At 61.7% G+C, this 24,558-nt stretch carries 22 protein-coding genes, 1 tRNA gene and 1 pseudogene; 16 read left to right on the top strand and 8 right to left on the bottom strand.

The genetic code is table 11. The features are described 5' to 3' along the window. Positions 1-47: 47 nt before the first annotated feature. From B2585_RS03280 to B2585_RS03230, 11 genes and pseudogenes are all read left to right on the top strand, one after another. Positions 48-584, top strand: a pseudogene (locus tag B2585_RS03280) (BCCT family transporter); the annotation flags it as partial. Positions 585-674: 90 nt separating this feature from the next. Continuing rightward, positions 675-1,112: an SRPBCC family protein gene (locus B2585_RS03275; protein WP_292019971.1), complete on the top strand. Its 438-nt coding sequence runs from the start codon at positions 675-677 to the stop codon at positions 1,110-1,112. Positions 1,113-1,143: 31 nt separating this feature from the next. After that, positions 1,144-2,571: a cryptochrome/photolyase family protein gene (locus B2585_RS03270; protein WP_292019969.1), complete on the top strand. Its 1,428-nt coding sequence runs from the start codon at positions 1,144-1,146 to the stop codon at positions 2,569-2,571. A gap of 60 nt (positions 2,572-2,631) precedes the next feature. Beyond that, entirely contained in the window at positions 2,632-3,840 is a 1,209-nt protein-coding gene (locus tag B2585_RS03265; RefSeq protein WP_292019967.1) for an SAM-dependent methyltransferase, read from the top strand. Between the two features lie 16 nt (positions 3,841-3,856). Beyond that, entirely contained in the window at positions 3,857-4,321 is a 465-nt protein-coding gene (locus B2585_RS03260; RefSeq protein ID WP_292019965.1) for a TrgA family protein, read from the top strand. Next, the gene (locus B2585_RS03255) at positions 4,318-5,448 is read left to right on the top strand and encodes an NUDIX domain-containing protein (protein WP_292019963.1); all 1,131 of its coding nucleotides are present in this window, start codon (positions 4,318-4,320) and stop codon (positions 5,446-5,448) included. The genes B2585_RS03260 and B2585_RS03255 overlap by 4 nt, the downstream gene beginning before the upstream one ends. Before the next feature lie 58 nt (positions 5,449-5,506). After that, positions 5,507-6,541, top strand: a complete 1,035-nt coding sequence (locus tag B2585_RS03250) for a cysteine synthase A (protein ID WP_292019960.1) — start codon at positions 5,507-5,509, stop codon at positions 6,539-6,541. Further along, positions 6,541-9,075: a DUF3772 domain-containing protein gene (locus tag B2585_RS03245; RefSeq protein ID WP_292019958.1), complete on the top strand. Its 2,535-nt coding sequence runs from the start codon at positions 6,541-6,543 to the stop codon at positions 9,073-9,075. Before B2585_RS03250 ends, B2585_RS03245 begins: the two co-directional genes overlap by 1 nt. 70 nt (positions 9,076-9,145) lie before the next feature. Beyond that, positions 9,146-9,235 (top strand) — tRNA-Ser (locus B2585_RS03240). Between the two features lie 543 nt (positions 9,236-9,778). Then, positions 9,779-10,801 (top strand): AraC family transcriptional regulator, encoded by a 1,023-nt coding sequence (locus B2585_RS03235; protein WP_292019956.1) that lies wholly within the window; start codon positions 9,779-9,781, stop codon positions 10,799-10,801. Positions 10,802-10,897: 96 nt separating this feature from the next. Next, positions 10,898-12,097 carry a serine hydrolase domain-containing protein gene (locus tag B2585_RS03230; protein WP_009807932.1) on the top strand — a complete coding sequence of 400 codons (1,200 nt, stop codon included), beginning with the start codon at positions 10,898-10,900 and terminating at the stop codon, positions 12,095-12,097. Between the two features lie 208 nt (positions 12,098-12,305). Here B2585_RS03230 and B2585_RS03225 read toward each other — a convergent pair whose 3' ends face one another. Continuing rightward, a complete protein-coding gene (locus B2585_RS03225; protein ID WP_292019945.1) occupies positions 12,306-13,691 on the bottom strand; it encodes an IS1182 family transposase in 1,386 nt (461 codons plus the stop codon). 435 nt (positions 13,692-14,126) lie between these two features. Between B2585_RS03225 and B2585_RS03220 the strand changes: the two genes are divergently transcribed. Genes B2585_RS03220 through B2585_RS03200 form a run of 5 tightly spaced genes read left to right on the top strand, consistent with a single transcriptional unit; the run spans position 14,127 to position 17,290 of the window. Then, entirely contained in the window at positions 14,127-14,465 is a 339-nt protein-coding gene (locus B2585_RS03220; protein ID WP_292019942.1) for a hypothetical protein, read from the top strand. Then, positions 14,465-14,836 carry a helix-turn-helix domain-containing protein gene (locus B2585_RS03215; RefSeq protein WP_292019940.1) on the top strand — a complete coding sequence of 124 codons (372 nt, stop codon included), beginning with the start codon at positions 14,465-14,467 and terminating at the stop codon, positions 14,834-14,836. The genes B2585_RS03220 and B2585_RS03215 overlap by 1 nt, the downstream gene beginning before the upstream one ends. Positions 14,837-14,839: 3 nt before the next feature. Next, complete coding sequence (locus B2585_RS03210) at positions 14,840-15,853, top strand: ImmA/IrrE family metallo-endopeptidase (RefSeq protein WP_292019938.1); 1,014 nt, start codon at positions 14,840-14,842, stop codon at positions 15,851-15,853. Then, positions 15,853-16,536, top strand: a complete 684-nt coding sequence (locus B2585_RS03205; protein ID WP_292019937.1) for a C1 family peptidase — start codon at positions 15,853-15,855, stop codon at positions 16,534-16,536. Before B2585_RS03210 ends, B2585_RS03205 begins: the two co-directional genes overlap by 1 nt. Next, the gene (locus B2585_RS03200; protein ID WP_292019935.1) at positions 16,508-17,290 is read left to right on the top strand and encodes a hypothetical protein; all 783 of its coding nucleotides are present in this window, start codon (positions 16,508-16,510) and stop codon (positions 17,288-17,290) included. The genes B2585_RS03205 and B2585_RS03200 overlap by 29 nt, the downstream gene beginning before the upstream one ends. Here B2585_RS03200 and B2585_RS03195 read toward each other — a convergent pair. The 7 genes from B2585_RS03195 to B2585_RS03165 form a co-directional block, all read right to left on the bottom strand. Next, on the bottom strand, positions 17,287-17,973 hold the full coding sequence (locus B2585_RS03195) for a uracil-DNA glycosylase (RefSeq protein ID WP_292019933.1): 687 nt from the start codon (positions 17,971-17,973) through the stop codon (positions 17,287-17,289). The genes B2585_RS03200 and B2585_RS03195 overlap by 4 nt on opposite strands. Further along, positions 17,970-19,145, bottom strand: a complete 1,176-nt coding sequence (locus B2585_RS03190) for a nucleoside triphosphate pyrophosphohydrolase family protein (protein WP_292019931.1) — start codon at positions 19,143-19,145, stop codon at positions 17,970-17,972. Before B2585_RS03190 ends, B2585_RS03195 begins: the two co-directional genes overlap by 4 nt. A 339-nt stretch (positions 19,146-19,484) precedes the next feature. Next, positions 19,485-19,868 (bottom strand): hypothetical protein, encoded by a 384-nt coding sequence (locus B2585_RS03185; RefSeq protein WP_292019929.1) that lies wholly within the window; start codon positions 19,866-19,868, stop codon positions 19,485-19,487. Further along, positions 19,865-21,175: a recombinase family protein gene (locus tag B2585_RS03180; RefSeq protein ID WP_292019926.1), complete on the bottom strand. Its 1,311-nt coding sequence runs from the start codon at positions 21,173-21,175 to the stop codon at positions 19,865-19,867. Before B2585_RS03180 ends, B2585_RS03185 begins: the two co-directional genes overlap by 4 nt. Continuing rightward, positions 21,172-21,615, bottom strand: a complete 444-nt coding sequence (locus B2585_RS03175) for a DUF2924 domain-containing protein (protein ID WP_292019924.1) — start codon at positions 21,613-21,615, stop codon at positions 21,172-21,174. The genes B2585_RS03180 and B2585_RS03175 overlap by 4 nt, the downstream gene beginning before the upstream one ends. A 193-nt stretch (positions 21,616-21,808) precedes the next feature. Beyond that, a complete protein-coding gene (locus tag B2585_RS03170; protein WP_292019922.1) occupies positions 21,809-24,124 on the bottom strand; it encodes a phage/plasmid primase, P4 family in 2,316 nt (771 codons plus the stop codon). Continuing rightward, positions 24,124-24,351 (bottom strand): helix-turn-helix domain-containing protein, encoded by a 228-nt coding sequence (locus tag B2585_RS03165; RefSeq protein ID WP_292019919.1) that lies wholly within the window; start codon positions 24,349-24,351, stop codon positions 24,124-24,126. Before B2585_RS03165 ends, B2585_RS03170 begins: the two co-directional genes overlap by 1 nt. Positions 24,352-24,558 lie beyond the last annotated feature (207 nt).

Below are 24,558 nucleotides of genomic sequence, written 5' to 3'. Positions count from 1 at the left end.
CATCTGGGTGCCGCTGTTCCTGTTCATGACCGGCGTGCTGATGAGNNTTCGTGGGCATGTTCATCGCCCGAGTGTCGCGCGGTCGATCGGTGCGCGAGTTCATTATCTGCGTGCTGCTGATTCCGTCGATGGTCTGCGTGCTGTGGATGGCCGTGTTCGGTGGTACCGCGATCCAGCAGGTTGTTCAGGACGGCTACACCGCCGCTCAGGACGCCTCGCTCGAGCTCAAGCTCTTCAAGATGCTCGACGTGCTTCCGATCGCAGGGGTCACCTCGCTCGTCGGAATCATCCTCGTGATCGTGTTCTTCGTGACATCTTCGGACTCCGGTTCGTTGGTCATCGACACGATTACTGCGGGTGGCAAGGTCGATGCGCCAGTTCCCCAGCGTGTCTTCTGGTGCATCTTCGAGGGCGCGGTGGCCATCGTGCTCCTGCTCTCGGCCGGGGGCCTGAGTTCGCTGCAATCCATGGTGATCTCCACCGGGCTACCCTTCACGATCATCCTGCTGATCATGTGCTTCGCGATCTGGAAGGGGCTTTCCTCGGAACGCCAAATGGTCAAGGACGCCCTCGCGGCTGAATGATCCTCGCCCCCGGCGCCCACGGGTGCCGGGGGAACCCTCCGCTTGACAGTCCGGGCGCAAATCGCCTCACTAGCCAATGCCGGAGGCCCCATGAAATACATCGAACGCATTGTGATCGACCGCCCCCGCGACGCTGTCGTGGCGCTCTTCGACGACCCAGACAACCTCGCCAAGTGGCAGGAGGGGCTCGTGTCCTTCACCCATCTGTCGGGGGAGCCCGGGCGGGAGGGATCGCAGTCGAAACTCGTGTTCCGTATGGGCAGCCGCACCATCGAAATGGTCGAAACGCTGGAAGTGCGGGCGCTTCCGGACCGGTTCACCGCCGTCTACGAAGCCGATGGCATGTGGAACCGCAATGAGAACCATTTCGAGGAGCTGGACGACGGCGCGACCGAATGGACCATGTTGTGCGAGTTCCAGCCGTCGAATTTCCTGCTCAAGGTAATGGCAATCGTCACGCCCGGCATGTTCAAGAAACAGACCCGCAACAACATGGAAGCATTCAAGGAATTTGCCGAAGGGCGGTGAACCGGCACGCGATCTGGCGCGTATTGCCCCCATGATGTCCAAACCCGTGATCCTCTGGCTGCGCCGCGACCTTCGGCTCTCCGACCATCCTGCTCTCACCGCCGCTGCTCAGGCGGGGCCGGTCATCCCGCTGTTCATCCGCGACCACACGGTCGACAGTCTGGGGGCCGCTGCGAAATGGCGGCTGGGCGAGGGGCTTCGGGTGTTCGCGGATGCGCTCGAAGCGCGGGGCCTCAGGCTCGTCCTGCGCCGGGGCCGCGCGCTGGACGTGCTGAACGAAGTCATTGAGGAGACCGGTGCGCGAGAAGTCCATTGGAGTCGCGCCTACGACCCCGAAGCGATCGAGCGGGACACCGACGTCAAGTCAGCGCTGAAAGACGCCGGGATCACGGCGCAGAGCCACGAAGGTCACCTGATCTTCGAGCCTTGGACGGTGGAGACAAAGGGCGGCGGCCCCTACAAGGTGTATTCGCCTTTCTGGCGGGCCGTGAAGGACCGCAAAGTCGCTTCGCCGCTTTCCGTGCCGGAGATCACGGCGCCGCAGGCCTGGCCAGAAACTGACCTACTCGAGGACTGGCAGATGGGGGCGGCGATGAATCGGGGTGCCGCCATCCTCGCCAAACACAGCAATCCCGGCGAAGCGGCGGCACAGGCCCGGCTCGGTGCCTTCACGGGCCAGAAGATCGAACGCTACAAGACCGACCGCGACCTTCCCGCCGAGGACGCGACCAGCCGGATGTCGGAATATCTCACCTATGGCGAGATCTCCCCGCGCCAGCTTTGGGCCGCCGGGTTGCGCGCGGTGGACGCCGGAAAGGCTGGGGCCGAACATTTCCTGAAAGAAGTCGTCTGGCGCGAGTTCGCCTATCATCTGCTGTTCCATTATCCGCAAATCCTCACTGACAACTGGCGCGAGGGCTGGGATGAATTCCCGTGGCGCGAGGATGAGCGGCTGGCCGAGGTGCAGGCGTGGAAACAGGCGCGCACCGGCGAGCCTTTCGTGGACGCTGCGCTGCGCGAGATGTATGTCACCGGTTACATGCACAACCGCGCGCGGATGATCGTGGCGAGTTACCTGACCAAGCATTGCATGGTTCACTGGCGCGTCGGGCAGGCGTGGTTTGACGATTGCCTCACCGACTGGGACCCGGCGTCGAATGCGATGGGCTGGCAGTGGGTGGCGGGATCCGGCCCGGATGCCGCGCCGTATTTTCGCATCTTCAATCCTGCCACTCAGGCCGAAAAATTCGACCCGGACCGGATCTACATCCGCCGTTGGATCGCCGAAGGGCAACCGCACCCGCCGGACACTGCACGCGACTACTTCGCCGCGATCCCGCGCCGTTGGAACATGGGACCGGACCGAAACTATCCTGCCGAACCCGTCGTTGATTTGAAGGAAGGGCGCGAAGCCGCGCTCGAAGCATACCAGAACCGATCCGGTGCAAACGACGGCTAAGAAAGCCTTGCCGTAACGCAAAAAATCCGCTCACCTGAGCAAAATGACAGGGACCAAGGGATGATCCACACCTCGACACGGGGGCAGCACGGCTTGCCCCGCTACTTCGCGCAGGTCTTTCACATCGCCGGGAAGATCGGCAAGGGTCGCATCGACTTCGTCATGCCCGACGGGCGTGTCTTCCGCGCCGAGGGCAAGGCTATCGGGCAGGTCGCCGAGGTGCATATCCATTCCGACGACGTCTTCGCCCGCCTCGTGCGTGAGGGCGATCTCGGCTTTTGCGACAGCTATATCGAGGGCGGCTGGTCAACGCCGGATCTTCAGGCCTTTCTCGACTTCATTCAGGACGGCAACGACGTGCTCTATGCCGGCTTCAACGGGGCGGGCCTCGTGCGCACCTACGAGCGGTTCCGCCATTGGCTCCAGCGCAACACCAAACGGCAGGCGAAAAAGAACATCTCGGCTCATTACGACCTTGGCAACGACTTCTACACGCTTTGGCTCGATGAAACGATGACCTACAGTTCCGCGCTATTCCGAACCGGGCAGGAGAGCCTCGAGAAAGCGCAGACCCAGAAATACGCGAGCATGGTCGATCAGATCGGTGCTCAGCCGGGCGATCATGTTCTCGAGATCGGATGCGGCTGGGGTGGCTTCGCGGAATATGCGGCAGGGGAAAGGGGGCTGCGCGTCACCTGCCTGACGATCAGCCAGGAACAGTACAACTACGCCGTGGAGCGTATTGAAAAAGCTGGCCTTTCCGACATGGTTACCTTCAAATTGCAGGATTATCGCGACGAGACCGGGCAATACGATGGCATCGCATCTATCGAGATGTTCGAAGCAGTGGGGCAGAAATACTGGCCGGTCTATTTCGAAACACTCAAGAAATGCCTCAAGCCCGGCAAGCGTGCGACGCTCCAGATCATCACACTGACCGAACGCCGCTACGAGCGGTATCGCAAGGGCGTGGATTTCATCCAGAAATACATTTTCCCGGGGGGTATGCTCCCCTCCAAGACCGTGCTGCGGGAAGAGATCGAAAAAGCGGGACTCGCGTTGCGCGACCAGATTGCCTTCGGCGAGAGCTATAGCCAGACGCTGCGCCGCTGGTTCGAAACGTTCAACGACAAATGGGATCAGGTTTCGGCCCTTGGTTTCGATGACCGCTTCCGGCGGATGTGGAACTTCTACCTTGCCGGCTGCGCGGCAGCGTTCCATTCGCAGAATTGCGATGTCGTCCAGGTCACGATAGGAAAGCCCGCGTAAACCAAGGGGACCGCACATGGCGCGACTGAATGCGAGACGTATGCCGACCTTCGCCGGGCTGGTGGCCGCTCTTCTGCTTGCAGTCCTGGGCGTGGGCGTCTCGGAACTCACGCGGGCTTATTTCGACGAGGGTTATCCCCTTACCTGGCTGCATCCTGTCGCGGCCTTCATGGGGCTGATCGTCGGCTGGTTCTTCACTGGTCCGAAACTGCAAAAAGGGACCGGAAGCCCCATTGCAATCGGGCTGACCTCCTCCGTGGTGCAGACGCTCCTGACGCTTTTTGCCTTCGCGTCGGAGCTCATGCTCGACCGGGCGTTGCGGAATTCCTACGCGACGGTGATGGAAGCGGTGGCGGGCGTGTTCGAGGCTATGCTGGACTACGGACTCAAGGTGGCGCAGCCGGATGTTGTGGTGGCGATCCTCGTGGGTGGCGTCGTCGTTGGTTCCATCACAGCCTGGGTGGCTCGGCGGTCGCGGTGAACGAAGCGCCGCTTTTCGTCTTCGGGACACTACGTTGCCGCCCTCTGCGCGACATCGTGCTTGGCGATCCGGAAGGCGTGCGCGCGATCCCGGCGACGCTCGCGGGCGTCCGGACACATTGGGTTGCGGGAGCCGATTACCCTGTGCTCATCGATGACCCGGACGGGTCTTCAAATGGGCTGCTGCTTGACGGGCTCGACCCCACGCACCGCGCCCGGCTCGATTTCTTCGAAGGTGGGTTCGACTACGACCTCGTGCCGGCCAATGTAGAAACTGCGGAAGGTCCGCGTGACGCGGTTCGCTATCGGCCCTCGTCGCCGCCCGAGGCGGGCGGCCCATGGTCGCTGGCTGAGTGGGAAGCCCGCCATGCCCCGCGCTGGCTGGCCGCCGCTGAGGAGGCGATGGACTACTTCGGCAGGATTGACGCCGAAACGCTGGCGTCCCGCATGAGCCAGATCTGGCTTCGTGCGGCCAGCAGGGTGCGCGCAGCCGCTCCATTGCCCGCGACAGTGCGCAGCGCGGCCACGTCGCAGGAGGATGTGGAGACTCTTGTGCACAGCAGGCCTTACGGCAACTATTTCACAGTTGTTGAAAAAGACCTGAGCTTTCGCCGGTTCGACGGGTCATGGAGCGACCCCGCGACCCGCGCGGGATTCGTAAGCGGCGATGCAGTGACCGTGCTGCCCTATGACCCGGTCGCCGACACCGCTCTTGTCATCGAACAGTTTCGTGTGGGGCCGCACCTGCGAGGCGATCCGATGCCCTGGGTGCTTGAGCCCATCGCAGGCCGCGTCGAGCCGGACGAAAGCGTCGAGACGACCGCACGGCGGGAGGCACAAGAAGAGACCGGGCTTGATCTTGGCACACTCCATTTCATCAGCGGGCACTACCCAAGCCCGGGCATGGTGGCTGAGTATGTCTACTCCTACGTCGCCGAAGCCTATCTTGCCGACCAGGATGGCACGGTTGCGGGGGCTGCTGAAGAGAACGAGGATATCCGCTCTCACGTCGTGCCGCTCGACAGCCTGATCGAGATGGTGCGCACGGGTGAGGTGGCCTCGGGGCCGCTCGTCATCTCGGTGCTCTGGCTGGCGCTCAACCGCGACCGGTTGCGCGCGGGCGCTTGATACCCGCCCGCCGGTCACATACCAAGAAAACAGACGCAGCGAAGGACGAGGCAGCCTCATGGACACCCGCAAGGATATGATCGATCTGATCGGCAACACGCCTTTGGTGAAGCTCAAGAAAGCCTCGGAAGAGACGGGCTGCGACATCTACGGCAAGTGCGAATTCATGAATCCCGGGCAGTCGGTCAAGGACCGCGCTGCGCTCTTTATCATCTGCGATGCGATCGAGCGTGGGGAACTCGCCCCCGGCGGCACGATCGTCGAGGGCACGGCGGGCAACACGGGCATCGGCATTGGCCTCGTCGCATCCGCGATGGGGTTTCGTTCGATCATCGTGATTCCCGAGACGCAGAGCCAGGAAAAGAAAGACATGATCCGGATCGCGGGCGCCGAGCTCGTCGAAGTGCCGGCGGTCCCCTACAAGAACCCGAACAACTATGTGAAATACTCCGGCCGGCTTGCCGCTGAAATCGCGCGCTCGGACAACAAGGGCGCGATCTGGGCCAACCAGTTCGACAACGTCGCAAACCGTCGCGCGCACGAGGAAACGACCGGGCCCGAGATCTGGGACCAGACCGGCGGTAAGGTCGACGGCGTGGTCTGCGCGGTGGGGTCGGGCGGCACACTGGGCGGGCTGGCCCTGTCACTCCAGCCCAAGGGGGTCAAGGTGGCGCTCGTGGACCCTGAGGGTGCGGCGCTCTACAGCTATTACACCACCGGCGAATTCGCCTCCGAAGGCTCGTCGATCACCGAAGGGATCGGGCAGGGGCGCATTACGGCGAACCTTGAGGGGATCACCCCCGATATGGTCTACCGCGCGACGGATGCCGAAGCGCTGCCCTATGCCTTTGACTTGCTCGAGAACGAGGGGCTCTGCGTCGGCGGCTCGTCGGCAATCAACATCGCGGGCGCCGTTCAGATGGCGCGCGAAATGGGGCCGGGCCATACCATCGTGACGATCCTGTGTGACTATGGCACCCGCTATCAGGCCAAACTCTACAATGCGGATTTCCTGCGTGAAAAAGGTTTGCCTGTGCCAGCGTTTCTGGACCGGGACAAGCGTGACATTCCGACGGTTTTCGAAGACGCATGATGTTGCGCATTCATAGCCTCGGGCTCGCGCTGACGTTGCTGGTCCTGATGGCCGGGGTCCTCTGGGCCCAGGACACGACAAACCAGGAAGACCCGGCGCTCGAACCCGAAATCGCCGCGCCAGTTGTCGAGGATCCGAACGTATCTGCCGCCGAGCAGATGATGGAACAGATCACGGCGCCTTCGGATAGTCCGGCATATGAAGAATGGGCGCGCGTCGCAGCCCGCGCCGAGCATGCGCTTGAAACCGGGCGGGCGTCGGATCAGGCGCTCGAAGCGTTGCGGGCCGAGGTCGACGAGTGGCGCAGCCGGTTCGCTGCCGCGCGCGACGAAAACAAGGTGCGCATCGCGGCGCTGCGCAATCAGATCGCAGCTCTTCCAGAGGCTCCGGCCGAGGGTGAGACGGAAAGCGACACGCTCGCAGCACAGCGCGCGCAGCTCCAGGAACAGCTGTCCGAACTCGAAACACCGGTGCGCGCCGCTGAAGTGGCCTTCGCCCGGGCCGATACGATCATCTCGGCAATCGACGACCTTCTGCGCAGTCGCCAGACAGCAGAGTTGTTCACGATCGGGCCAAGCCCGGTAAACCCGTCGCATTGGAGCGAGGCGGCATCGGACATCGCCGACACGTTCAATCAGGCCTGGCGCGGCACGATCGGTTCGATCGAGACGGACTCGCAGCGCACGCAATTCCGCCGTGCCCTTATCCCCGTCATCATACTGTTCGTCATCGCCTTCGTCCTCATCGTTCGGGGCCGGTCGTGGGTCATCAATGCGGGCGTGCGGGTACGGTCGCGTGGCGATGGGCCGGCGCGGGGTGTGTGGAGCTTTCTCATTTCGCTCGGGCAGATGGTCGTGCCGCTTTTGGGGCTGCTTGCCGCGCTTCTGGCACTTGGCATGTCCGGGCTCATGGGCTTGCGTGGCCAACTCATCTCGGAGCTCATCCTCGCCGTCGGGGTGAACCTGATCGTTGCGCGCTGGCTCGGGTCGCGTGTCTTCGGTCTGCCGGGTGCGGAATGGCAGGTCCTCAATCTCGGCAAGATCGCCCGGGCTGAGGGGCGGCTGGAAGCCGCTCTTCTGGGGTTCGCCTATGGCGCCTATCAGCTTGTCCATGAACTCGCCGCCTTCGAGGGATACTCGGAGGCGACCACAGCGGTTCTCGAACTCCCCGTGATCGTGTTCGCCGGCGTGCTCATGGTCCGTCTGGGCCGGCTCCTCCTCAACCACCGCGAGTCGGTAGAAGGCGAAGGCGAAGACGAGGGCCCGAACTTCATCGACCGTACCCTGTCGCTCGCGGGCCGTTTGCTGATGATCGTCGGGATCGTGGGCCCGATCATGGCGGCGTTGGGCTATGCCATCCTTGCCGGTACCGTGGTGTTCAACACCGCCCTCTCTTTCGCGATGATCGGGTTCCTCCTTGTCCTTCATGGTTTCTTCGTGGACCTGTGGGGCATGATCCGCGGCGGCACCACGCAAGACGCGCGCGAAGCCTTGACTCCAGTCCTCGCAAGCCTCGTCTCGGTCATTCTCTCGGTGCCCTTTTTCGCCCTGATCTGGGGCGCGCGGGAAACCGATCTTTGGGAAATCTGGGGCACCGTCATGCGCGGGGTCACCTTCGGCGAGACGGTGATTTCACCCACCGACATCGTCTTTCTGATCATCGTTTTCCTGATCGGCGTCGCGCTCACGCGCCTCATCCAGGGAATGCTGAAAACCACCGTCCTTCCCAAGACCAAAATGGACATCGGCGGGCGCAACGCGATCACCTCGGGCATCGGGTATCTCGGCATCTTCCTCGCCGCGGTGATCGCCATCACATCGGTTGGCATCAACCTTTCCTCGCTCGCTGTCGTGTTCGGCGCCCTCTCGGTCGGCATCGGCTTCGGCCTTCAGAACATCGTGTCGAACTTCGTCTCCGGCATCATCCTCTTGATCGAGCGGCCCATTTCCGAAGGCGACTGGATCACAGTGGGCACCGAGATGGGGATCGTGAAGGACATATCCGTGCGCTCGACCCGGATCGAGACGTTCGACCGGACGGACGTGGTGATCCCCAATTCCGACCTGATCTCCGGCGTCGTGACGAACTATACGCGCGGCAACAGGGTCGGGCGTCTCGTGATCGACATCGGCGTGGCCTATGGCTCTGACACCCACCGCGTCGCCGAGATCCTGAAAGAAATCGTCATGGATCACCCGATGGTCACGGTGAACCCCGAGCCGCAGGTGGGGTTCATGGAATTCGGCGCCGACGCGCTCATGTTCCAGATCCGCGCAATCCTGTCGGACGTCTTCTTCATCTTGAACGTGCGCGATGAACTAAACCACGCCATCGCCAAGAAGTTTTCCGAAGAGGGGATCGAAATTCCCTTCGCGCAGCGCGATCTGTGGATCCGAAACCCCGAAAGCTTGCACGGCCCTGTGGCGCGCGAGAGCGGCGCGACCGGCGTCAGGAACGCCGAGCCGGACGACCCGCGGCGGGACCCGGATCACGGGACTGAACCGGAGGCCTGGGAAGCGCCGGACGGCGACTAAGGGAAAGGCGCAAAAACTGCCCAAATCCCCCTTGCAAGCCGGGTGCGGGAGCGGATACATAGCGCGGCACGGAGAGGTGGCCGAGTGGTCGAAGGCGCACGCCTGGAAAGTGTGTAGGCGGGAAACCGTCTCCAGGGTTCGAATCCCTGTCTCTCCGCCACTTGCCCCCGCGAAAGCGTTCTCCCGATCCGGCTGCGGCTGGATTTTTGCGTTGTTTTCGAGGGTTATGCGGGAAGGGCTGAGCACTGGCCCGCGGGCCGGGAGGCCCGGAAGTGGTCTCTCAGGGCCGATATTCTCCAGACCTCATGACTGTGCCGATTTAGTGCAGACCCTGTAAGATGTTGATCCACCGAGGGATTTCCGCTGGTCGAAAATTCACTTCGACGCCGGTCTCACTTTGTCTGTTGGGCCTGAAATCCAAACACGTTCTGGCAACTACTCAGGCGAGACCTAAGCGACTTGCCGCGATGCAGAAAACAGCACCAACGGCGGGGAGCGGTCATTCGCTGCGGCTTGAACCAATGTCGGCATTGTAGAGCCTCACACGCCGGGGGGACAACGCGCTCGATCAGAACCTACGCCAGATCGCGACCGTGTCGGCGCGTCCCCACCAACACGTTCATTTCTCTACGACCAATGCCCGATGTCTACCTCGCCAATATCGTGTTACATTGAGAATGGAACCACGAGGAGGAGCGGGGTTTTGCTGGAACATGCACTTGTTTTGGATTCGTTAGGGGCGCCGATCAGGCACCGGCAGAAAACCCATTCAGCTGATTGGGACGAAGTGGAGGACTTCTGCCGGTCGGTCTATATGCGATATCGGGTGCGGCCTTTGGATCGCTTGTCCCTGCCGGATGCGACCATGATTTCGGCGAAGGCGGGCTGTGTGACCATGACCCGGTTTGCCTACGGCACCGGCATTCACCTTGACCGTTTCGATCCTGATGCCGGAAACATCCTTGTTCTTAACACCCTGCGCGGGGCATTGGATCATCAAACCGATGGTGGCTCTATTGCAACCGCTGCCGGGGAAAGCTTTGTCGTAGATTGCTCCCGAGCCGAATACTGGCTTGAGGGTGATCCCGACCATATGCAGCTGAACCTCACGATCCCGCATCAGGCGATGGTTGATACGGCCGAGAGGTGGTTCGGTTTCGTGCCGGATGACCGCCTGTGGACGAGCCGTGTCAAGATCGGCGGCCCCAACTCAGCCTGGCCCGCGCTTCTCGATTATGCCACCCGTGCCTTAACGCGCGCGGGCGAAGTCTCATCCGACGCAGTCTTGGTGCGGCATATCGAAGAGATGCTTTGCGTCGAACTTCTGCGACAGTGGGCATCGGCCGCTGGGTTGAGCCTTGAGACCGGGGCCCGCTGTGCAGCCCCCGGTTACGTTCGCGCGGCCGAGGAGATCATGGAAGCCGAAGCGCGCGAAGCACCTTCAATCGGCGATGTGGCCAAGCGTGTCGGCGTTTCTGCAAGGACACTGTCCGGCGGATTTCAGAAGTTTCGAGGTATTTCGCCTCGGGCATTCCTCGTGGCGCGGCGGCTTGACGGCTTTCGCCGGGATCTTGAAACTTTGCCAGCCAATGTGACCGTCGCCGTGATCGCCGCAGACTGGGGCTTTTCGAACTTCGGCGCTCTGGCCGGCCGGTATCGAGAAAGGTTCGGAGAAACGCCGTCGCAGACGCGTGGTCGGGTCGCACGACGCGTCCGCCCGCACTGACTTCGTTTCCGAAATCGGACAGAACATACCGGTTGCGAACAGCGCGGCCGATCAGTGTTCCGCATTCTTCTCTTCACATCTTCAAGGGAGGAATCAATGAAGGACATCAACCCAAACGATCTGAAAATCCGGTGTGACGCCGTTCTGAACGGACTGGGCACCGGTCCGTCGCGTGTGCCCGGGGTTGTCGCGATGGCAACAGACCGCAATGGCGATATCTACGCCGGCGCGGCCGGAGAGCGGCGGCTGGACGGCGACGCAATGACGGAGGACACGGTCTTCGCCATCTTCTCGACCACCAAGGCAATCGCTGGCACCACAGCCCTGCAATGTGTCGAGGAGGGTTTGTTGGACCTCGATGCGCCTGCGAAAAACTACGCCCCGGCCATCGGTGAGTTGAAGGTGATCGACGGGTTCGACGCGGACGGCACCCCCAGACTGCGCGCCCCCAAAAGTGATGTCACGACCCGCCAACTGATGCTGCACACGGCCGGTTTTGGCTATGATTTCTTTAACGAGACTTATAAGCGCCTCGCCGAAGAGCAGGGCCAGCCCTCTGTCGTCACCGGCAGCCGCGCCTGCATCGAAACCCCGCTGCTATTCGATCCGGGCACGAAGTGGGAATACGGCACGAACATCGACTGGGTCGGACAGGTCGTCGAAGGCATCCGCGGCAAACGCCTGGGCGAGGTTATGAAAGAGAGGATCTTCGACCAGCTCGGCATGCAGGATATCGCCTTTACCCGGACGCCCGACATGAAGGAGCGGACCGCGACCATCCACGCGCGGGGCGAGGATGGCGGGCTGACCCCGATGGACGACTTCGCACTACCTGATGACCCTGAGGTCCACATGGGCGGCCACGGGCTCTACGCGACTGTGCCGGAATACATGAAGTTTATCCGCATGTGGTTGAACGACGGTGCCGGTCCGAACGGGCGGGTCCTGAAACCCGAAACCGTCGAATGGGCCGTGCAGGGCGCACTTGTCCCACCGCAGAAAGTCACCATGCTGCCCGGCGTCATTCCCTCGCTTTCGAATGATGCAGAGTTCTTTCCGGGCATACCCAAGGACTGGTCCTACACCTTCATGGTCAACACCGAAGACGCGTCCACCGGGCGCCCGGCCGGCGCCATCGGCTGGGCCGGGCTGGCGAACAGCTACTATTGGATAGATCGAAAGAATGGGATCGGCGGCTACTGGGCAACGCAGATCCTGCCGTTCGCAGATGGGGTCTCCTTTCCAGGGTATATGGATTTCGAGAGCGCGGTCTACGCGGCCCTCTCGGGGCAATAACGGCATTTTCCTGCTATGCCGAAGGGCGGGGCGCAGGCGCGCCCCGTCCGACTTGCCGGTTTTCACGCCTTAGATAGGTTATGAGATAAAGAAGCCATTGGACGGGTTTGGACCGAACGTCCGCTAAGGGCCTATTCCGTTGAAAAACCCGGCTCGGTGATCGCGTTGACCCTTGCCCATGATTTGCGGTGCCTGTGCCTAACCTACCTCAACAGGAGACCGGTGGCGTCGGAAGGAGCTTTGCGAGCTTCCGGAGGTTCTGTGCGGTGGCTGCGAGGTGGAATTCATCTCGTGCGCCGCTCGGGCCTCGCAACCGGAGACGGCTGAGGCCCAGAATTCGCTTCAAATGCGCGAAGAGCATCTCCACCTTCTTCCGGAGCTTGCAGGAGATCGCGTAGTCGGTCGTCTGAGCGATCGCACGCGCCCGATCCCGGGAGGGCTCGAAGATTGATCGGGTTACCTTTCGAGACGGCTCCTTGGGGCAGCAGCGCGCCTTCAGGTCGCAGGCATCACAATCGGCCTTGCCGGCGCGGTAGCGAAGCATGCCATCGTCATCGGGTTTCATCTCTCGGGGTTTCGTGAAGGCCCGGCGGCTTTGCCTCAACTCCTTGCCGCCCGGGCAGATGTAGGCATCCCTCTCGGCATCATAGGCGAAGTCGGCGCGCTCGAATGTCCCATCCCTACGGGCTGACTTGTCGACCACCGGGATATGGGGTGCGATGCCGCGCTGCTGATCCAGCCAGTCCAGCATGACGCCGGTGCCGTAGGCGGTGTCGGCGATCAGCCGTTCCGGTGCGATGCCGAAGGTATCGTTCACCCGGTCGATCATGGTCCGCACCGATCCAACCTCAGCCTGGCGGATCGACCGGGTGGCCTCCACATTAAGGATCACGCCGTTGTCGGTATCGATCAGGTAGTTGGTAGAATAGGCAAAGTAGGCCGGACCTCCTCGAGCCCCGGTCCATTGCGAAGCGGGATCGGAATGGGAGGTGAACTTCGGCTCGACCGGGCTCGCTGCGCCAAAGGCGGCATCATCGAGTGTGTCCAGATATTCCCTGACAGCCCGGGGCGCGTCTATGGGGTCGATGCTGCCCGGCTGCCAGTCCGACTTCGGCGTGGAGTTCTGTCGGTTCGCGTCAGCCGCGATAATACTGGCGTCCGCGGCGAGGCGCTGGCCGCTGGCGAGGCCCTCCTCAAGGCAGCGCGCCACCACGGACTCGAAGAGTTGGCGCAACAGGTCGCTGTCGCGGAAGCGGCCGTGGCGGTTCTTGGAAAAGGTCGAATGATCCGGCACCGGGACCGTCAGATCGAGGCGGCAGAACCAGCGGTAGGCAAGGTTGAGATGGACCTCCTCGCAGAGCCGGCGCTCGGACCGGATGCCCATGATGTAACCCACCAGAAGCATGCGGATCATCAGCTCCGGATCAACCGACGGTCGTCCGGTCGAGCTGTAGAATGGTGCCAGGTGCTGCCGGATGCTGGCCAGGTCGACGAATTGATCAACCGATCTGAGCATGTGGTCGGGCGGAACGTGCGTTTCGATCGAGAACTCGTAGAAGAGAGCGCCTTGCGCCTCCTGTCGGGACCCCATCATCGCCGTTCACCTCAAGCTGCCGCAGCCAAATTGAATCAGCGGCCAGCCCTTCATGCAAGCGGAGTTTTTCAACAGAATAGGCCGGAACGGGCCGCCCAGCACTTGGGGCGGAGAGCGGTCGTTCGCTGCGCCTCTCACGAACAACCGAGTTGTGCAGGAACCAGTCTTTGCAAAGCCACAATGGTTGGCTCGCGTCACATGTCGCGACCGGCCCAAACCGGCCATTTGACCTTTCTCGATGCAGTGATCTGCTGCCACAGGCTCCGCAACGACGTGTACGTTCACGGATGGCGGGTTCTGATGCCCATAGCCAAGTTACGATGGTAGCTCGTGATAGATCGCGTCCGCGACGTCGACTATCCAGAACGAAAAGACTTGAATGTTGGAAAATCCGACGATATATCTGTGTGGACCCGGAACATCAGACACATTGATATGAGTAGTACATCCGCCCCAACCAAAGAACAGATGGTCTTCCCGCTTCATGAGCTCGAACTGCTCCTGACCGATGAACTTTTGCTGGCGGCTGATACGGAGGCCAGCATGCTAGGGATCGCGATGCCGACGCAACAGGCACAGGCCGTGACGGCGCCGGTACCGATTGACTCGCTGGTTGCCGTCGGGATCCTTTGTTCCGTCGAACCGGTGCTGGGCTTTCCGCCGCCGGATGCCACTGTGCGGGCCGGCGGATATGCCAGCGTCCAGGACGCGCTCGATCACCTGCTGCCACGGCTGGAAAACCAGTGGCAGAAAAAGCAGGGTGGGACCAAGTGATGAGTGGCAGGAAGGACGATAACGAGGATCGCGAAGCCCGGAGAAAGCTGGGGGAACGTCTGCGGGAGGCCAGAAAGTACCTTGGCTTGAAACAGGATGAGGTGGCGCAATACTTGAAGATACCGCGCACGGCCCTGTCGGAAATCGAAGGCGGCACGCGGCGTGTTGAAGTCCTGGAACTCAACCGACTGGCCAAGCTATATCGTCAGCCGGCTGCCTATTTCACCGGCGAAGATGAGACGGCGTCGTCTTATCCGGTTGATGTCGCTCACCTAGCACGGAAGGCCGCTGATCTGTCCCGCAAGGATCGCGACGAACTTGGTCGGTTTGCCGAGTACCTAAGAACCCGTGCCGAGACGGAACCGGAGTAATCGATGGTTTCACCCTATGCACAGGCAGTCAGAAAGGGAACGGCGGCGGCCTCTCGTCTGCATCAGCGGCTTGACCTTCGAGCGAGGCTTGAAGTCGAACGCAGCGCGGTGAACGTCTTCGGTCTGATCAGTCAGCTGAATGTACCCTTGATGCTTCGGCCGCTGGAGGGCTTGCTGGGGGCCTATCTCAGCATCCCGGCACGCGGCATTCTGGTGACGACAGAGCGACCGCTTTCCATTCAGAGGTTCACTGCCGCCCATGAGCTTGGGCATTGCATGCTTGACCATGAGCCAAGCCTTGATGATGAGGACAGCATACTGCGGCGGATGCCGGTTAATCTCGAGCCGGGTCATGCGTTCCAGGAAGTCGAAGCGGACGCGTTTGCCGTCGGGTTCATGATGCCGAAATGGCTCCTGGCGCTGCATATGCGCCTGCAGGGCTGGGTGGTGGCTGATCTCCATCGGCCAAGTACGGTCTATCAGCTTAGCCTTCGGCTTGGGGCCAGCTACGAAGCGTTATGCTGGACCTTTGTGCGGTACAAAATGATAACGCAGAAGCAGGCCCGCGATCTTTTGCAGACCCGGCCACGGGTGATGAAGGAGGCTTTGCTCGCGGAGTTCAGGCCACAGAACTACCGCGGTGATGTTTGGTTGCTGACGGAGCGCGATGCTGGTGCCCGCATCGATGGCAGTGCAAATGATCTTTTCGTGCTTAAGCTGACGGAGCACAGCAATGGCGGCTATCTATGGAACCTCGATCAGCTGCGCGACAGCGGGTTCGTAGTTGTTGGCAACGCCGTGGAGGATCAGGCGGAAGAAAGGGTTGGCGAGCCCGGCATCCGCCGCATCACTGCGCAACCACCCGACGAGTTCCGGGGCCGTATGGTCATCGATGAAGCACGTCCCTGGGACTTCGAACAGCGTCGCAATAGGCTTGAGATCGATCTCGACTTTACGGGGCCGGAGCAAGCCGGCCTGTCGCGTGCAGAACGTCGACAGCGTTTGGAGGCGGCCTAATGATGGTCACGGCGGTGGTGGACCTTCGGGCTCAGTTCGGCGAGGTGCGGGATCAAGGTGATCGTCCGACCTGTCTCGCTTTCGCGGCCAGTGATGCACATGCCGCGTGCCGACCGGCCTGGGAGCCGCTCTCGAGCGAATATGCCTTTTTCCATGCGCAGAAGCGTGCCGGGCAACCGCCAGACCGGGGAACCTATCTCGAACCGATGCTCGAGGCGCTTCGGCTGGATGGACAACCCCTTGAATATTCTTGGCCATACCTGGCAACTCTGCCCCCTGATCTGACGAGTTACGCGCCACCGGCGTCGGTGGGCGAAATATTCGGGCGTGACGGCGGGCGCCAAAGCATCGGCTTCGACAGGATTACCGGCGCGCTGGATAACGGAAAACCGGTCATCACCCTGATGAAACTCACGATGGCATTCTTCCAGCCGCCAGTTCAGGGGGTCATCGACTATGTTGATGGTGATGATGTGTTCCCGGTGCCCCGGCACGCAGTGATCGCCGTGGGACATGGTTCGACGGGGTCGACGGATGTCGTTTTGATCCGCAACAGCTGGGGATCAAGCTGGGGGCAGGACGGCTATGCCTGGGTTTCCCGGGCATTCGTTGAGAAGAACTTGTTTGATATGGCGATTTTGACGGAAGAGACTGATGTACCACACTGTGCCGCTGCGGCCTGACTCCACCTGCCTGACCACCTGGCGAGAGGCAGTCCGGGTCGTCGATGCCGAACCCGGCCATGAGGCTCACAACGTAATCATGTCGGTGGCAGACCCAGTCAACGGGACCGGGCTTGCCGATCCGGGGATCAAGCCGGTCGACGATTTCTTACGTCAGCATGACAAGTCCTTGCAGTCCATCGCCAACACGATCTTCCCCGCTGCGCTATACCGCCGGCATGGCGCGCCGGAGTTCTTCACGGAGTTTCACGAGAAGATATTGCCCAAGGTCCGCGACAAGGAGAAGTGGTCGGGTTACTATTTCGAGCGCATGACCAGCTGGGACGGAGCGCCGCACAACAACCCGCTATGGGACCTGGTGCAGCGTATGGCCGATCCGGCGGTCACATCTCGGAACAAGTTTGAGTTGGCGTTGTTTGACCCGGCCCGGGACCTCAACCGGTCGCCTTATGGCGGACAATGTCTTAGCTATCTGAGCTTCAAGACCATGCCTGGCAGCCCGGACGTCGTGAACCTGACGGCGATGTATCGCAACCACTACTATATCGAGAAGCTGCTCGGTAACCTTATCGGCCTCGGTCGGCTGTTGTCATTTGTGGCGGCAGAGACGGGGCTCGAGGTTGGATCGCTGACGGTGCTGTCGTCCCACGCGCAGATCGACCAGATGCGGACCTGCGCCGGCGGCACTACGCGCCGCGGCGATATCACGAGCCTGCTCGATCAGGTGGACGCGGAACTGGCGGTCGCGGCTTAGGCGAATTCCACAAAGGGCAAGGGGGCGGTGGTTTCCAATCGGCGCGTGTCTGGTAGATCGTAAATCTTGCGAATGCCGTTAATGAACTCTGCCTGTCCACCATAGCTGGGGTGTCGTACGGTTTCGACCTGGCAGTCCAAATCGGCCAACGCATGGCCGGCATCACGACCGATTGCCACCAGGGTCCGTGGCTGGAGCATGGTGATCAGGGCCGTCATAAAGGGCCAGGTGGCGTCCCGCTCGGATTTCCGGTGGCAGCGATTGGACATGGGCTCGTCGGCGTCATGCGGGTGGAACGGAAACACGTTCCAGAGCATGACCGGTCGACCGATCTGATCCAGTAAGTCCCAGGTAACGGACGCGGTTCGCTCGGCGAGGGCTGGTCCCTTAGTAGCTTGTTGCAAAGCCACGCCGCCGAAGAGGTCGGCGGCATTGGACAGATGCGCTTCGTCGGTCAGCGGCAGACCGGTCCGGCGCCCCCCGCGATAGCCGAGATCGCGGGCGATCCAGATGGTATCGGCACCGAGGCTGACCGCGCTGCTGAGACAAGCCTCCAGATTCTGGCGGCGACGGGTGGGGGCGTCGTGGCGGTCATGGAGCGGACACTGATCCCGATAAGGATTGAAGACATCGGGCAGGCTGACATCGCTCAGGGCCGCGACAAAGCTATGGGGTGTCTTCATGATAGTGCCTCCACGGATAGTTTTCTGTTTTCTGCGTCGATGATGACTTTGCCTCGCCGGTGTTCCTTTAGATAGCGGAACACCGCGTAACCCTGCAGAATCGCGTCTTCCCAGAGCCAGGGCGGGCAGTCCTCGGCTTCATAGCCGGCAACGAATTGCCGGACCTGCTTCAGAAGATCGAAAGGCAGATCGCCGGGCTTGTGATCGGCGAAAAAGTTGAGATCGATAGCCTGCCCGAAGATGTACGTGGCAATGCCTTCTTCGATCAGGCCTGCGCGTGCCCCGTCCTGTGCTTCATCGATCTTCGGCAGACTTTTGCGTTTGAGTTTGAATAGCGAGCGCGTGACGGGGGACCAACCCAAGACCGCGACATAGGCGTAGTGAAACACGTCATGGAAGCGGTAATCATCCGGTGCCATGGCATTGTCGGTCAGGCGATCACCGATGTTGAGGCCGTTGCAGCGCTGAAAGACATAGAGTTTGCCGCCTACCTCACGCTCGAAAACCTCGATCTCGAGCGCGCGCGGCAACTGCTCTTCCTGCGGGGCGTCCGCGTCGAAGAAGGGTGGATACTGCCGGTGCACGGGCCAGCGGTCATTGGTCTTTTTCAGGTTTTTAACTGCCGCGGCCTCAAGGGTCACGCCAGCTTCGGTTGCAGCGTTGACGAGCGCGTCGAGGACGCTGACGAGACATGGCCCGAGGCGTCGCCTATCATTTATGAGTTCCTCTTCCTCCTGCTCGTGCATCAGTTTACCGACGGTTGCTGCCAACCGGGTCAGAGTGCGTTCGAACTCGGCCGTGGGTGTCGTCTTAAATTCGATGACCGGGGGCTGCAGCGCTTCGAAGGTCAGGTCCGCATCCGTTGCCAGAACCCAGTCTTCTGCGTCATGACCCATATTGGTGACGATTTCAGCCAGCGAGATGCCACCCTTGCAGGCAACCAGATTGAGATACCAGAGGGCATCTCCCAGTTCCTCGTTGACCGCCCCAGCATACGCTTTGAAGGCAATGCTATCGCGCTGCTTTTTTTTGACCGCGCTGAGCAGCGTGCCGATCTCACCAAACAGGCCAAGCAGCGGGAAGTTTAGTGAGGTGATATCTCGGCGCCGGTCGGTTGCCAACGCGTCAGTCGAGTATTGCTGGATCGTAAGCGGGACAAATTCCTCCGCCATGGTTCCCCCTCAAAATTCTTGTCGACCGATCGCCGCGCCGGTCTGAACCGCTCACTGCTATCTGAATCCATGAGGGCTCCCGACGCAAGATATTGATGGGGTGTGGCTGAATTTGCCAATCGCTGAAAGGTGGGCTGCCCGGGTGCGGTTCATCGTGCCTGAGTGGCAACGTTGTGACGGTCATCGCGAGCAGCGCCGCTTCGGGCTGGGATCGGTCGCTGTCGAGCTCGGGCCGGATGTCAGCTTCGTCCGCGTTGCCGTTATTCAAACCATTGGATTGCTGCGCCGTGAACGAAAGGCAGCGTTGCGATCTTTTAATTGGATGGCAGCTTTGGGCCGTTAGCCGAAGCGGCCGCGTTGCTCTGCCCAAATCAGCGGAAAGGGCTCCTGGAGCCGCGCCAGCGTCACCTCCGGCCCCTGCTTCCGGTCCAGGATGGCTTCGACGATGTCGGGTGCGAGGAGCGTGACTCGGAGAACGCGTGTCATGTATGAGGGCGCGATCCCCTCGCGCTCGGCCAGTTCAGCGACGTTGGCGAATTCACCCGACTCCAGCATGCGCTTCCACCGAAAGGCGCGAGCTAGCGCCTTGACCAGTGTGCTGTCGGTCCGGCGCGGTTGCGTGGCGGCCTCGGGCATGTGCATCTCCTTCCGGCCGCCACGCTTTACGACGCGGAACGCGACGTGGAGCGTGATCGTCTCCGGGATCGGAGCCCCGCGGGTCATGCAGCTTCTCCGATGTCGCCTGCCAGCATCTCGCGGGCCAGACCGCTGAGCCCGTCGACGCGGAGACGCACGTTGAGCCCGTCCGTGCCGATGTCGACGCGCTCGACCAGCAGCCCAACGATCCGCGCCTGCTCGGCGGGGAAGAATTCGTCCCACAGCGGGTCGAGCTGCTGAAGGGCTTCCCGCGCGTCCGCCTCAGTGATGTCGTCGGCATGCTTGCGCGCCGCCTTCCATGTGCCCGCGACGATCTCCGGCTGGCGGAACACCGCCCGCAGCTGGTCGATGACGGCCATCTCGATCTCGCCCGCCGGCACCCGGCCGACCGGGCAGGATCCGGCGCCGTGCTTCAGCACCGTCTGGCTGACATAGTAGCGGTAGAGCCGGTCGCCCTTCCTAGTATGTGTGGGCGAAAAGGCAGCGCCATCAGGCCCGAAGAGGAGCCCCTTCAGCAGTGCAGGCGTGTCTGCGCGGGTCCGTGCGGCGCGCTTTCGCGCGCTTTCCTGCAGGATGTTGTGAACCCGGTCCCACGTCTCGCGGTCGATGATCGCGTCGTGCTCACCGGGGTAGCTGTCGCCTTTGTGGACCGCTTCGCCGATATAGGCGGGGTTGTTCAGCATGCGGTACAGGTACTTCTTGTCGATCCGATTGCCCATGGGCGTGCGAATGCCGCGCGCGTCGAGTTCGCGTGCCAAGATCGTGGCTGACCCGACTTCGAGGAAGCGCGCGAATATCCACCGGACATTCTCGGCGCGTGCGTAGTTCACAACCAGCTTCCGGCTTTCCACACGGTATCCGTAAGGCGGTACGCCCCCCATCCAGATGCCCTTCTTGCGGCTCGCCGCGACCTTGTCGCGGATGCGCTCGGCGGTGACCTCCCGTTCGAACTGGGCGAAGGACAGCAGGATGTTCAGCGTAAGCCGCCCCATGGATGTGGTCGTGTTGAACGACTGGGTGACGGAGACGAAGGTCACGCCGTTGCGGTCGAACACCTCGACCAGCTTGGCGAAGTCGGCGAGCGATCGGCTGAGGCGGTCGATCTTGTAGACCACCACCACATCCACGAGCCCATCTTCGATGTCCTCCAGCAGGCGCTGCAGGGCAGGGCGGTCTAGTGTACCGCCCGAGATGCCACCGTCGTCGTATTGATCACGAACCAGCACCCAGCCCTCGGAGCGTTGGCTGGCGATGAACGCCTCGCAGGAGTCCCGCTGGGCGTGGAGCGAGTTGAACTCCTGTTCCAGACCTTCCTCGGTCGATTTGCGCGTGTAGATCGCACAGCGCAGCTTTCGGGTGATCTTGTCGGTCATAACTTTCTCCTGTTCTTGAGCCCGAAGAAGACCCATCCGTTCCATCGCGTGCCGGTGATGGCGCGCGCGATGGCGGACAGGGATTTGTAGGGACGACCCTGCCATTCGAAGCCGTCCGTGGTGACGGTGACGACGTGCTCGACGCCCTGCCATACGCGGATCAGACGGGTGCCCGCGACAGGCCTTAGGTCCGCGCGGATGCGGCTCTTCTTGCGGTCGCCGCCATCGAGTTCCTCGCCCAGCCTCTCCAGCCGTTTGACGGTTTCGGGCTTGAGCCCACCGTAAGCCAGTTCCTGGATGCGGTAGGCCAGCCGGCTTTCCAGATATCGCCGGTTGAACGGAGGCGGCTCGCTGTCGAAGAGGTCGCGCCACTGGGACTTCAGGTCTGGTGTGGAGGTCGTCTTCAACGCGGCCAGACGGGCAGGGATCGGGTCAGGCATCATGTGGTCTCCTCATGAGTTGGAGTTGCATGACGGCATTGGTCGGGCGGAGAGTGTAGGGAAATGTCTCCGGTTTCGGCGGGAACTCGGCCGCTGTCTCGCATGCGCAAACGGACCAACCCGAGGGCCAGGAGCTTGCAGAGAGCAGCGCGGCGTTCCTGTGGGGTCATTCGGCCGGGGGCAAGCGGGTTCATTACTGACCCTCCCGGCACTCCGGTGCCTTTCCGGAGGGCCGCAGTCCGAACCAACCCCTCGTGCGCATGACCTTGCCGCTCTTGAAACCCCTCTGTCTCAAGGCCTCGCCCAGGCTCTTCTTAGTGCCTTTCGGGTGGCCGGCCGCCTCGGCCCAATGGGACCAGTTCATGAACAATGCCTGAGCGGTTGCCTTGCATTGAGAACCAGTTTCGCAGTTTTCCTCGATCCATTGGCCGACCAGATCTTCCTCAGCAAAATAGCTTGAGGCTGCGTCGAGGATGCCAGACGGAGGCGAAAGGCCTTGTTCGCGCCATTCGGCGCAACCTTCGAGCATCCATCCGAGGATGCCGTCGCGTTCTTCCTGAAGCTTCGCCAGAAGGTGCACGTCGCGCCGCTCGGCCGGGATTGTGACCTCGAAGGGAACGAGGTGCAGTCGGCGCTGCATCGCTTCGCCTGTGCCGGTCAACGATGGTCGATGGTTGCCGGCGACAATGAGTTTGAACTGGGGAACGAACTCGAAATGATCCCGGTGCATGAAGTTCGCGCGGATTGTCTCACCGCCCGTTACACTCTTGATGCGCCCTTCGGCCCAAGCTCGGCCCGGATCGGTTTCGGGCACGATGACCATGCGGGCCCCGCGTAGTCCTGCCAGCTCGGTCAGGTGCTTGCTGGTGGCGGACGCCATGAACGTGTCCAGCGTCGCGGTTGCAGCATAGTCGCCGAGTACAGAGGCCAGCGTCTGGATGAACACGGATTTGCCGTTTGCCCCGGCACCGTGAAAGAACGCGAACATCTGCTCGGAGGTGGTTCCAGACAGGAGGTAACCGGCTAGCCTTTTCAGGTACGCTTGTAGATCCGCGTCCCCGTTTGTGATCTCCCCGAGAAACCGGATCCAGCGCGGACAGCCGCGGCCCGGCGCGGCTGCGGTTGTCTGCGTCAGCAAAAGGTCCCGGTCATGATCCCGTACTTCGCCCGTCTCCAGATTGATTACACCGGCCGGCGTGTTCAGGAGCATCGGAAAGGCGTCGAGGTCCGACGTCCGAATGGCAATCGAAGGGTCACTCGCGGCTATCCGGACCACGGCCGAGATAGTCTTGTCGCTGCAAATTCGATGTACGTCGTTCGGCTTTTCGCATGTTAGTGCCGCGGCTCGACATGCTTGGCGCACCTGCTCGCGAACGCGGCTGGTTTCGTCGCGCTGCCAACATGCGCCAGTCCAGATCAACCAGGCCTTCCAAGCTGCGACATACCGCCAGTCGGAACCCTCGCGATCGACGAACAGTGCAGCGAGTGTGTCGTCGCTGAAGTTTGTGGTTAGTCTGCTGTTCGGATCGTATGCCCGGTTCGGGTGTGAGTGGTTTCCAGTGTCCCGCTCCAGCAAAGCATCGAATTCGCGCCGAAGCCGCGCTTCGTCCCAGGGCGGTGAGATCGACGCAGCATTGTGGTCGACGACCGCTCTCCATGCTTCGTCGATGCTGCAGCGGCCCAACCGCGCGGTTCTTACCCAATGGCCGATGACCTTCGAGAGCGCTTCGAACCGCGTGACCTCGTCGACCGCGCCTTCGCGGATCGTGCGCGTCATGAGATCGTGCGCGCCAGGGCCATCGCGGGCAGCATCGACTTTCATCGAATGCCCCGAAGAAGCGGCGAGTTGAGGCATGGCCGCTACACGGTCCTCGAGGTCGCCAAGTTCGTATTCTACGGAGCTGATCGACACGATCCGCGTAAGCGAAAACCGTCCGTGCTTCCCGTGGATCGTGCCAGCAACTCGGATCGGCTGGTGGAGGCTCTTGAAGGACGGATCTCCAGCCACCCGGGCCGCGATCCGTTCTCGTACAGAGCGGACCCGTTCCATTTCGGCCCCCTCAGCTGCTTTTGTCAGGCGCCAGTACAGATGGATCTTTTCCTGGCCGTCCTTGGTCCGTCCGCCCGATGCAACCACCATGGACGCAGGCCCGAGGGCGTGCTCCAGATGCTCCCGCTTCTTCATGATGTCTCCGTCGTCGAGATCGACGAGGACCACACCCGTGCTCTTGACGTCCTTGGCCTTTCCAGAGCTGCCTGTGGCGACCGTGCCGGGGACCACGTAGACGGCGCGAGCACTCCGGACCGCGCCTTGAGCTGGTGCGACCAAGGCTTCGGACAGGCCGGAGCAGGGGAGCGTGAAAGCCTTTGGTTTCTGGGCAGGCGTGCCCTTTTCGGCGAGCAACCGGACCGGGACTTGACCGTCGAGGTACCCGAAGACGATCTGGACGAAACTGTCGATCATGCCGGGATCGACTTGTTGCTTGGGATTTGCGGTGGAGAGAGGCATCAGTCTTCCTCCCCGCCGCGGCGCTGACGATCCTCGAAAGCGAGAACGTCCTCGAAGCGATAATGAACAGTGCCGCCGATGCGGATGTACGCCGGGCCATAGCCTTCGCTCCGCCACCTCTGCAGGGTACGTAGAGATTTGTTCCAGCGCTCGGCCAACGCGCGTTCGGAAGCGACCGAGCGAAGATCGCCCGCGCCCCAGGTTCTGGACGGTTGGTCTGTCGTCATGAATACCTCCGGGTCTCGTGTGGATGTCCCAGAAATATTATTACTAATCAGGTATTTAGTCCCGTTTGGCGCCGTGACGCTCGATGGCGGTAGGTGTGACAAAACTACGGTTGAAAGGCCTGTGTATTAGGGCTGTCAAGCGCGATGGCGTGACATTCGGGGCTTTTTGGCGTGACACACAGTTTTTCGGCGCTCAATCGAGCTACG

Source organism: Maritimibacter sp. UBA3975, assembly GCF_002384975.1.
Taxonomy (GTDB): domain Bacteria; phylum Pseudomonadota; class Alphaproteobacteria; order Rhodobacterales; family Rhodobacteraceae; genus Maritimibacter.
This window is presented reverse-complemented; position numbering and strand designations above follow the sequence as displayed.